Genomic DNA, 10,669 nt, shown 5'->3' on the forward strand with positions numbered 1-10,669 from the left:
GGCTGCCAGTATCGGCATGACCCGCGCGCAGACCCTGCGCCGGGCCATCCTGCCGCAAGCGATGCGCACGGCTTTGCCGCCGCTGGGCAACAGCTTCATTTCGCTGGTCAAGGACACTGCGCTGGCCGCCACCATCCAGGTACCGGAACTGTTCCGTCAGGCACAGCTGATCACCGCCCGTACTTTCGAAGTCTTCACCATGTATCTTGCCGCCGCACTGATCTACTGGGTCCTGGCCACGGTGCTGTCGCACCTGCAGAACCAGTTGGAAGCGCGGGTCAATCGGCACGACCAGGAGTCCTGACCCGATGATTGTCGTGGAAAAACTGACAAAGCAGTTCAAGGGTCAAGTCGTGCTCAACGGCATCGATCTTGAGGTCAAGGAAGGCGAGGTGGTGGCAATCATCGGCCCTAGCGGTTCGGGCAAGACCACCTTCCTGCGCTGCCTGAATTTTCTGGAAGAACCCACCAGCGGCCGGATCAAGGTCGGTGATATCGAGATCGATACCAGCCGTCCCCTGAACCAGCAGCAGAGCCTGGTGCGGCGTTTGCGCCAGCACGTAGGTTTCGTGTTCCAGAACTTCAACCTGTTTCCCCATCGCACCGCCCTGGAAAACGTCATCGAAGGCCCGATCATCGTGAAGAAGATCCCGCACGCCGACGCCGTTGCCCTGGGTAAAAAGCTCTTGGCCAAGGTTGGTCTGGCGGGCAAGGAGGACGCTTACCCGCGTCGCCTCTCCGGTGGTCAGCAACAGCGCGTGGCGATTGCCCGGGCGCTGGCGATGGAGCCGGAAGTGATCCTGTTCGATGAGCCGACCTCGGCCCTCGACCCGGAGTTGGTGGGCGAGGTGCTGGCGACCATCCGCGGCCTGGCCGAAGAGAAGCGCACCATGGTGATCGTCACCCACGAAATGGGATTTGCCCGGGACGTGGCTAACCGGGTGGTGTTTTTCGACAAGGGCGTGATCGTCGAGCAAGGCGAAGCGAAGGCGTTGTTTGCCAACCCGAAAGAAGAGCGGACAAAGCAGTTTCTCAGTAAGTTCCTGAATAACGCTCACAACTAACAAACCTGCGCAACAACGGTCAACTTCCACGGATGGAAGTGACACCCCCTTCAAAAAACCACCCAAACAATATCAAACTAAACTTATATATTCGACATGCATTTTTTGTAGTCGCGTGCGGTACATATATATGCTTCGCAACAATTCAGTCGAGTGACTCCATTCAGTCATTTATCGCATGGAATGACCGGCCACCTGCCACCAAACGTCCGCACAACAAGGCACTCAGCAGATAAAGTCGACACAGCGACAGGGTTTACTTACTTGTCACCGTAGGAGTTTTCTGAATAGCATCAAACATCAGCCACAACTAACAAATCTTATTGACACTGATTATCCAGAACTCTTATCTAGTCTCCAACCAGCGACACTCACCACGTTCAAATCATTATTTCAATTCAAAGTAATGAAAGGTTTTGCTGTTCGATATTTAGTTTTTGACTTTCCAGAAACGGACTTCGTTGCAAGACTTCAAGGAGACTTCATGAAAAGTACCTCGAACAAATCCGGGCTTGCGGCCCCGACCCTGGCGCAATCCAACAAGACCGGCATCAATGTCACTTGCGCGGCGCACCTGCTGATCGATGTGGCGCCCTACCCCGCCATGGACGCAGGTGACCTGATTGAACTGTTCTGGGACAACTGCTACGTGGCCTCCCGCGTGCTGACGGCCAGCGATGTCGGCCAACCGGTGCAGTTGCGGGTGCCTGAGAGTTTTGTCGCCAACGGTACTTCGCGCATTCATTACCGGATCATGCAAATTGGCCGGGGCCCGGCGGTATCGGTCAGCCGCAACGTGCAGATCAAACTCGACTGTCCAGGCGGCCAACCTTCGGCGCTGTACGGCGATGAAAACCAGTGCCTGGCACCGGTGAGCATTCCCGAGGCGATTCGCCGTCAGGGGGTCAATCCGAGTCAGGTCAAACGCGGTGTTCCCTTGACTATCGAGCCATACCTGAACATGGCCGTCGACGACGAAATCACCCTGCGCTGGGGCGATGTGCGCATGGATCTGCCACGGCTCAAGTCCGCCGATGTGGGCCAGCCGATCCAGGTCTGGATACCGCCGGCCATCATCCTCGAAGCCGGCGAAGATCTGCGGCTGGAAGTGACGTACTGCATTCTCGACCGAGTGGGCAACAACTCCCGCTGGGCACCGGCCCGCACCCTGAAGATTGGTTGTGCCAATCCTTATCTGAAAGTCCCCCCGAAAAAAGTGCTCAAGGCTGCCGAGTCCCGCAAGCAATGAAGACAGGGGTCAGTGCACACCAGCTGAATCATCCTTCTATTAATATTCCTAAAAGTTAGTTCATAAAATATTTATACACGTTTAGGGTATATGAACCGGACCACCGGACATCCTTGTTTTCGTTCGCCGCCTTCTGCGGCGCTTCCATAAGATGTGAGGTAGGTATGGTCCGGAACACAATCACCCCAGTGCAGATCGCCAGGGCATTGCGTGCAGCCAAGGAGTGGCACTGATGTCCAGTCTGGCAGACGCAATCGTCCAGAGTGACCTGGACATCGCCCCGTTGTTGTTGCCCGCACAAGTCTTGCGCAACGATGCTCAAGCCATCAAGGCGGCCCACGAACTGGCGCAAGTCGCGCGCCTGCAAGCGGCCAAACGTGACCAGCAGCGCAAGCTCCCATGGTCTGAAATCGAACAGTTCACCCGTAGCGGCCTGGGCAGCATTTCCATCCCCCGCGAGTACGGTGGCCCGCAAGTTTCGTTCGTTACCCTGGCCGAGGTCTTCGCGATCATTTCCGCCGCCGACCCGGCGCTTGGGCAGATTCCGCAGAACCAGTTCGGCATTCTTAACCTGGTGCTCGGCAGCGCTACCGAAGCGCAGAAAAGACAACTGTTCAAAAGCGTCCTGGATGGCTGGCGCATCGGCAATGCCGGGCCGGAACGTGGCACCAAAAACACCCTTGAACTGAAGGCACGCCTCACCGCTGACGGCGTCCTCAACGGCCAGAAGTTCTATTCCACCGGTGCACTGTTCGCCCATTGGGTTGCGGTCAAGGCGTTGAACGACGACGGCAAGCAAGTGCTGGCGTTCATCCGTCGCGGCACACCGGGTTTGCGCATTGTCGATGACTGGTCGGGTTTCGGTCAGCGCACCACCGCCAGCGGCACCCTTTTGCTCAACAACGTGCAGGTCGATCCCGACCTGGTTGTGGATAATTGGCGGATCAACGACACGCCGAACATCCAGGGTGCCGTCTCCCAACTGATTCAAGCGGCTATCGACGCCGGTATCGCCCGAGGCGCCGTCGACGACGCCATCGACTTCGTGAAAACCCGCGCCCGGCCGTGGATCGACGCCAAGGTCGAGCGGGCCAGCGATGACCTGTATGTGATCGCCGACATCGGCAAATTGAAAATCGAACTGCACGCCGCCGAAGCGCTGCTGCGCAAAGCCGGGCAAGTGCTTGATGAGGTCAGCGCTGCACCGCTCACCGCCGAGTCCGCCGCCCGCGCCTCGATTGCCGTGGCCGAAGCCAAAGTGCTGACCACCGAAATTTCGTTGCTGGCCAGCGAAAAGCTGTTCGAACTGACCGGCAGCCGCGCGACCCTCGCCGAATTCAACCTCGACCGCCACTGGCGCAACGCCCGGGTGCACACCCTGCACGATCCGGTGCGCTGGAAATATCACGCCGTTGGCGCCTATCGCCTCAACGGCACGCTGCCTAATCGCCATTCCTGGATTTAACGACCAGAACACTTTTTACCAGAGCTCTGGAGAAACACATGAGCATTTCTCACCACGTCGCGGTCATTACCAGCGATGAACAAGCACTGATCATTGCCAGCGATCTGGCCGAAGACTTCAGACGCGACAGCGCCCTGCGCGACCGCGAGCGCCGCTTGCCACACCCGGAACTGGAAGTGTTTTCCCGCTCGGGCCTTTGGGGCATCAGCGTACCAAAGGAATATGGCGGCGCCGGTGTTTCCAACGTCACCCTGGCCAAGGTCATCGCTCTGATCGCCCAGGCCGACGGCTCGCTGGGACAGATTCCGCAGAACCATTTTTACGCCCTCGAAGTGCTGCGCGTGAACGGCAGCCACGAGCAGAAAAAACGTCTTTATGCCGAAGTGCTGGCCGGCCAGCGCTTCGGCAATGCCCTCGCCGAACTCGGCACCAAAACCGCACACGACCGCGTCACAAGCCTGACTCGCGATGGCAGCGGCTATCGCATCAATGGTCGCAAGTTCTACGCCACGGGCGCGATTTACGCCCAGCGTATTCCCACCTCGGTGGTGGATGAAAACGGCGTGCAGCAACTGGCGTTCGTCCCGCGCAACAGTAAAGGCCTGACAGTGATCGACGACTGGAGCGGCTTCGGCCAGCGCACCACCGGCAGCGGTTCGGTGGTGTTCGAAGATGTCTACGTCGCTGCCGAAGATGTCATCCCGTTTCAAAGCGCATTCGAGCGCCCGACCCCGGTCGGCCCGCTGGCGCAGATTCTTCACGCCGCCATCGACACCGGCATCGCCCGCGCCGCTTATGAAGATGCATTGCACTTCGTGCGCACGAAAACCCGGCCGTGGATCGACGCCACCCACGAAAAAGCCACGGACGATCCGCTGACCCTCAAGAGCTTCGGCCACCTGAGCATTCGCCTGCACGCCGCCGAGGCACTGCTGGAGCGTGCCGGTGAATACCTCGACAAGGCCCAGGCCGACACAAATGCCGAGACCGTCGCTGGCGCATCGATTGCCGTCGCCGAAGCCCGCGCCCTCAGCACCGAAATCTCCCTGGCCGCCGGCAGCACGCTGTTCGAACTGGCCGGCAGCCAGGCGACCTTGATCGAACACGGTCTCGACCGTCACTGGCGCAATGCCCGGGTGCACACCCTGCACGACCCGGTGCGCTGGAAGTACCACGCCGTTGGCAATTACTACCTCAACGATGAAAACCCGCCACTGCGGGGGACCATCTGAATGGCTAAAAAGAAGATCCTGCTCAATGCCTTCAACATGAACTGCATCGGGCACATCAACCATGGTCTGTGGACGCACCCGCGCGACACGTCCACCCGCTACAACACGATCGAATACTGGACCGAACTGGCGCAATTGCTCGAGCGCGGGCTGTTTGACGGCCTGTTCATCGCCGACATCGTCGGGGTCTACGACGTCTACCAGAATTCGGTGGATGTGCCGTTGAAAGAGTCGATCCAGCTGCCGGTCAACGACCCGCTGCTGCTGGTGTCGGCCATGGCGGCGGTGACAAAAAACCTCGGCTTCGGCCTGACCGCCAACCTCACCTACGAAACGCCGTACCTGTTCGCCAGACGCCTGTCGACGCTGGATCACCTCAGCCGTGGCCGGGTCGGCTGGAACATCGTCACCGGCTACCTGGACAGTGCAGCCAAAGCCATGGGCCTGAGCGAACAGGTCGAGCATGACCGCCGCTATGACCAGGCCGACGAGTACCTAGAGGTGCTCTACAAACTCTGGGAAGGCAGTTGGGAAAACGGCGCGGTGCTGAACGACCCGCAGCAGCGGATCTACGCTTCGCCTGAGAAAGTGCACAAGGTCGAGCACAAGGGCGAGTTCTATCAGGTCGAGGGTTATCACCTCTGTGAACCCTCGCCACAGCGCACGCCGGTGCTGTTCCAGGCTGGCAGTTCGGATCGCGGCTTGCTGTTCGCCGGGCGGCATGCCGAGTGCGTGTTCATCAGTGGCCAGACCAAGGCATCGACCAAGGCGCAGGTGGACAAGGTGCGCGCCAGCGCCGTCGAAGCCGGGCGCAATCCCGAGGACATCAAGGTGTTCATGGGCCTGAACGTGATCGTTGGCGCCACCGAAGAGCTGGCCTGGACCAAGCACGCCGAATACCTGAGCTACGCCAGTGCCGAGGCCGGCGTGGCGCACTTTTCGGCGTCCACCGGGATCGACTTTTCCCAATACGAGATCGACGAGCCAATCCAGTACGTGAAGAGCAACGCGATCCAGTCCGCCACCAAACACCTGCAAAACAACGACTGGACCCGGCGCAAATTGCTGGAACAACACGCCCTCGGCGGTCGCTACATCACCGTGGTCGGCTCACCGCAGCAAGTGGCGGATGAGCTGGAATCCTGGATCGCCGAAACCGGGCTGGATGGCTTCAACCTGACCCGCATCGTCACGCCGGAAAGCTATGAGGATTTCATCGAGCTGGTGATCCCCGAGTTGCAGCGCCGTGGGTCGTACAAGACCGCTTATGACAACGGCACTTTGCGTCAGAAGCTGTTTCGTGAAGAGGCGTTTTTGCCTGAGCAACACATCGGTTCGACTTTCCGACGCTAAAAGCATCGCGAGCAAGCTCGCTCCCACATTTGGAATGCATTCCCCTGTGGGAGCGAGCTTGCTCGCGATGAGGCCCGAACAGACACCACAAACTTAATGCACTGACTGGATAACTCATCATGAAAAAGAACTACCTCTCTCACCCAGTCAAAGCACTGGCCCTGACCCTCGGCCTGCTCAGCTCGGTGACCTTCGCCGCCGACACGCCGCTGAAAATCGGCACCACCGCCGCTTTCGCCATTCCTCTGGAAGCGGCCGTCGAAGAAGCCAACAAACAAGGCCTGAAAGTCGAGCTGGTGGAGTTCAGCGACTGGATCGCACCGAACGTCAGCCTCGCCGCCGGCGACATCGACGTGAACTACTTCCAGCACATTCCGTTCCTGGAAAACGCCAAGGCCGCCTCGGGTTTCGACCTGGTGCCGTTCGCACCGGGCATCATCAACAACGTCGGCCTCTACTCGAAGAAATACAAAAGCTTCGACGAACTGCCGCAAGGCGCCAGCGTGGCCATCGCCAATGACCCGATCAACAGCGGTCGAGGCTTGCAACTGCTGGCCAAGGCCGGCCTGATCACCCTCAAGCCCGGCGTCGGCTACAAGGCCACCGAAGAAGACATCGTGGCTAACCCGAAGCACATCAAGATCCTGCAAGTCGAAGCCGTGCAACTGGTACGTGCCTATGACGATGCCGATCTGGTACAGGGCTACCCGGCCTACATTCGCTTGTCGAAAACCTTCGATGCGGGCTCCGCACTGCTGTTCGACGGCCTCGATCACAAGGAGTACGTGATTCAGTTCGTGATCCAGCCGAAGAGCAAAACCGACCCGCGCCTGATCAAGTTCGTCGACATCTACCAGCACTCACCCGCTGTGCGCGCCGCACTGGATAAGGCCCACGGCAAGCTCTATCAAGCCGGCTGGGAAAGCTGAGCATGACTGCCGCCATCCAACGGCGACTGGAGATTCCAGAGCCGCAAAGCGCCGAGCGCACTGAGCTGCATCCCGAACTCAACCATGCCCACGTCCGCTTCATCGGCCTGGGCAAAACCTACAACGGCCAGCAAGGACCGGTGGCCGCGCTGCACGGCATCGACCTGGCGATTCAGCGCGGCGAAGTGTTCGGCATCATCGGCCGCAGCGGTGCCGGCAAGTCGTCGCTGATCCGCACCATCAATCGCCTGGAGCAACCGAGCAGCGGTCGGGTGCTGATCGATCAGGTCGACATCGGCGAGTTCGATGAGGACCGCCTGGTGACGCTGCGTCGGCGCATCGGCATGATCTTCCAGCACTTCAACCTGATGTCGGCCAAGACCGTTTGGCAGAACGTCGAGCTGCCGCTGAAAGTCGCCGGTGTGCCCAAGGAAAAACGCGAGCGAAAAGTCCGCGAACTGCTGGAACTGGTCGGCTTGCAGGCTAAACACAAGGCTTACCCGGCGCAGTTGTCCGGCGGGCAGAAACAGCGCGTGGGCATTGCCCGGGCGCTGGTGCATGACCCGCAAATTCTGCTGTGCGACGAAGCCACCTCGGCGCTGGACCCGGAGACCACACAGTCGATCCTAGGCCTGCTGCGCGAGATCAACCGGCGCCTGGGCCTGACCATTGTGCTGATCACCCACGAGATGGCGGTGATCCGCGAGATCTGTGATCGCGTAGTCGTCCTCGAACACGGGCGCATCATCGAGCAGGGGCCGGTGTGGGAAGTCTTCGGCAATCCACAACATGAGGTCAGCAAGACGTTGCTGGCGCCGTTGCAACACGCATTGCCGGAAGAACTGCAAAGCCGTTTGCAGCCGCAATCGAACGCCCCGGATGCAGCCGTAGTCCTGCGCTTGCAGTTCACCGGCAGCCAACGCGACGAGCCGGACCTGGCGGCACTGTTCAGCGCCCTCGGAGGCCGCGTGCGATTGCTGCAAGGTGGCGTGGAACGGATTCAGGGTCATGCCCTCGGGCAACTGCTATTGGCGGTGACGGGCTCCCCCCTCGATGCCGAAGAATTGCGTCAACGCGCCGGTCAATGGGCGCAACAGGTGGAGGTACTGGGTTATGTGGTTTGATCGCTTGCTGCAGGGTTTCATAGACACGTTCCTGATGGTCGGCGTGTCGTCGTTGATCGCGCTGTTGGCGGGCATTCCGCTGGCGGTGATCCTGGTCACCAGCTCCAAGGGTGGCATCTATGAAGCCCCGGCACTGAACCGCGCACTGGGCGGGTTCGTGAACCTGTTTCGCTCGATTCCGTTTCTGATTTTGATGGTGGCGCTGATTCCGTTCACCCGGCTCATCGTCGGCACTACGTATGGCGTCTGGGCGGCCGTGGTGCCGTTGACCATCGCGGCCACGCCGTTCTTTGCGCGCATTGCCGAGGTCAGTTTGCGCGAGGTCGATCATGGGTTGATCGAAGCGGCGCAAGCCATGGGCTGCCGGCGCTGGCACATCGTCTGGCATGTGTTGTTGCCGGAGGCGCTGCCTGGGATTGTCGGTGGGTTCACCATAACCCTGGTGACGATGATCAACTCCTCGGCCATGGCCGGGGCGATTGGTGCGGGCGGGTTGGGGGACATTGCCTATCGGTACGGGTATCAGCGCTTTGATAGCCAGATCATGCTGACGGTGATTGTGCTGCTGGTGGCGTTGGTGGCAGTGATTCAGTTGGGTGGGGATCGGTTGGCGCGGGGCCTCAACAAGCGGTAGCCCTGTAGGAGCGAGCTTGCTCGCGATGGAGGTCAACGATAACGCGGGAAACCTGATTCCCCGCGGTGCCCTCAGGTTTATCGCGAGCAAGCTCGCTCCTACACGAGTGGTGATCCTGGCGATATTTCGTACAAAGAAATCAGTGTTTCCGACGGCCCGTTCCCTTTCCTTTGCAGGACATTTCCTAGATCATTTCGCTCGCTTGCGCCTGCCAAATCCGGTGGCTAGTCTCGGTCCGTCACTGCTCATCAGTGATCGGGTTTAGTCGCCCGGATACCATCGGGCGCACAGCGCCACCTTTTCTCAGGTGTTTTTTATTGCCTGAATTTTATGGTGGCTGTGCGCAGGGCACCCTAGGGTGCGCCGGTGTTGCCTGATGGCCGGTCGACTAACCTGTGTGCAGCCGCCACCCCTATTCGTTTAGTCGCGATGACGGTTGGCTCCTACTAATATCAGGAGTTTTACCAATGGAAAAATCCGTACCCGATCCACCCCCCGAAACCTCCACCGACGACCCGCTCAGGGATCGCTCAGCGCTTTACCGTGCCATCGATTTCCACCTCACCGGCAAGCAACCCGCACCACCCGATGAAATGCGCTTCTACAACGTCAGCAAGGACGTGAGCTTCGAAGACACCCAACTCTATGTCGCCGACCTGCTGCGTTGCGCTTCGGTCACTGCGTATCAGTGTGGCGATCAACTCAAGGGTGCCGACCGGGCGATGGTGTACTCGATCTGGCATTTGCTGGAGATTGCCAAGGCAATGGTGGATCACTCCATTGAGTGTTTGGGGATGAAAAAGGGCTGAAACCTCTGTTGCCAGGGCCACCGCCATCGCGAGCAAGCTCGCTCCCACAGTTGACCGTGGATATCTGTGGGAGCGAGCTTGCTCGCGATGGGCTGCGCAGCAGCCCCCGACGCCATGGCGTATATTCGGTGAATCCAAATTGCCTGCGCAGCCGACCATGAAGCAAACACCCGACGACCTCGAACAGATCACCGCCACCACCCTTGGCCATTACAACGCAGTGGCCGAAGACTTCCGTGAAGGCACGCGCGATCACGACGTCAGCCAGAACATCGATGCCCTGTTGCGGCACATTCAGGGCGATGCGCCTTTCGACATTCTCGATTTTGGCTGCGGACCGGGGCGTGATTTGCAGACGTTCACCCGTATGGGCCACAAGGCTGTCGGCCTCGACGGTTCGGAAAAATTCGCGCAGATGGCCCGTGAGGACAGTGGTTGCGAGGTCTGGCAGCAGGACTTCCTGAAGCTTGATCTGCCGGCCGAGCGTTTTGACGGAATTTTTGCCAACGCGGTGCTGTTTCATGTTCCGCGTCAGGAGTTGCCACGGGTGTTGAAGCAGTTGTGGGGAACGCTGAAACCGGGTGGGGTGTTGTTCAGTTCCAATCCCCGTGGCGAGAATCAGGAAGGCTGGAACGGGCCGCGTTACGGGGCATATCACGACCTGGCAGCCTGGCAGCAATTGTTGACCGAGGCGGGGTTTGAGGAGCTTGAGCATTACTACCGGCCGGCAGGGCTGCCGCGGGAGCAGCAGCCTTGGTTGGCGAGTGTATGGCGTAAAGCTGTGTAGTCAGTCCCGACGCCATCGCGAGC

General features: G+C 59.6%; 11 protein-coding genes. All 11 read left to right on the forward strand.

Annotated elements, in window-relative coordinates; genetic code table 11:
* Nucleotides 1-304, forward strand: a 304-nt coding sequence (locus PMI29_RS11480; protein ID WP_007999721.1) for an ABC transporter permease subunit, incomplete at its 5' end; no start/stop codon positions are given.
* A gap of 4 nt (nt 305-308) precedes the next feature.
* On the forward strand, nt 309-1,064 hold the full coding sequence (gene tcyN / locus PMI29_RS11475) for an L-cystine ABC transporter ATP-binding protein TcyN (RefSeq protein WP_007999723.1): 756 nt from the start codon (nt 309-311) through the stop codon (nt 1,062-1,064).
* A 484-nt stretch (nt 1,065-1,548) separates the two neighbouring features.
* Entirely contained in the window at nt 1,549-2,313 is a 765-nt protein-coding gene (locus PMI29_RS11470) for a hypothetical protein (RefSeq protein WP_007999725.1), read from the forward strand.
* Nucleotides 2,314-2,545: 232 nt separating this feature from the next.
* Nucleotides 2,546-3,778, forward strand: a complete 1,233-nt coding sequence (locus tag PMI29_RS11465) for an SfnB family sulfur acquisition oxidoreductase (protein WP_007999726.1) — start codon at nt 2,546-2,548, stop codon at nt 3,776-3,778.
* Nucleotides 3,779-3,816: 38 nt separating this feature from the next.
* Nucleotides 3,817-5,010: an SfnB family sulfur acquisition oxidoreductase gene (locus PMI29_RS11460; protein ID WP_007999728.1), complete on the forward strand. Its 1,194-nt coding sequence runs from the start codon at nt 3,817-3,819 to the stop codon at nt 5,008-5,010.
* Complete coding sequence (locus PMI29_RS11455; protein WP_007999730.1) at nt 5,011-6,363, forward strand: LLM class flavin-dependent oxidoreductase; 1,353 nt, start codon at nt 5,011-5,013, stop codon at nt 6,361-6,363.
* 119 nt (nt 6,364-6,482) lie between these two features.
* Nucleotides 6,483-7,292 carry a MetQ/NlpA family ABC transporter substrate-binding protein gene (locus PMI29_RS11450; RefSeq protein ID WP_007999732.1) on the forward strand — a complete coding sequence of 270 codons (810 nt, stop codon included), beginning with the start codon at nt 6,483-6,485 and terminating at the stop codon, nt 7,290-7,292.
* A 2-nt stretch (nt 7,293-7,294) separates the two neighbouring features.
* Complete coding sequence (locus PMI29_RS11445; protein ID WP_007999733.1) at nt 7,295-8,416, forward strand: methionine ABC transporter ATP-binding protein; 1,122 nt, start codon at nt 7,295-7,297, stop codon at nt 8,414-8,416.
* Nucleotides 8,406-9,050 carry a methionine ABC transporter permease gene (locus PMI29_RS11440; protein WP_007999735.1) on the forward strand — a complete coding sequence of 215 codons (645 nt, stop codon included), beginning with the start codon at nt 8,406-8,408 and terminating at the stop codon, nt 9,048-9,050. Before PMI29_RS11445 ends, PMI29_RS11440 begins: the two co-directional genes overlap by 11 nt.
* A 467-nt stretch (nt 9,051-9,517) precedes the next feature.
* Entirely contained in the window at nt 9,518-9,859 is a 342-nt protein-coding gene (locus PMI29_RS11435) for a DUF6124 family protein (RefSeq protein ID WP_007999740.1), read from the forward strand.
* 157 nt (nt 9,860-10,016) lie between these two features.
* Nucleotides 10,017-10,646, forward strand: coding sequence for a class I SAM-dependent methyltransferase (locus PMI29_RS11430; RefSeq protein ID WP_007999742.1), 630 nt, complete (start codon nt 10,017-10,019; stop codon nt 10,644-10,646).
* Nucleotides 10,647-10,669: the final 23 nt, after the last annotated feature.

Origin of the sequence: Pseudomonas sp. GM49 (assembly GCF_000282355.1) — a bacterium.
Taxonomy (GTDB): Bacteria; Pseudomonadota; Gammaproteobacteria; order Pseudomonadales; family Pseudomonadaceae; genus Aquipseudomonas.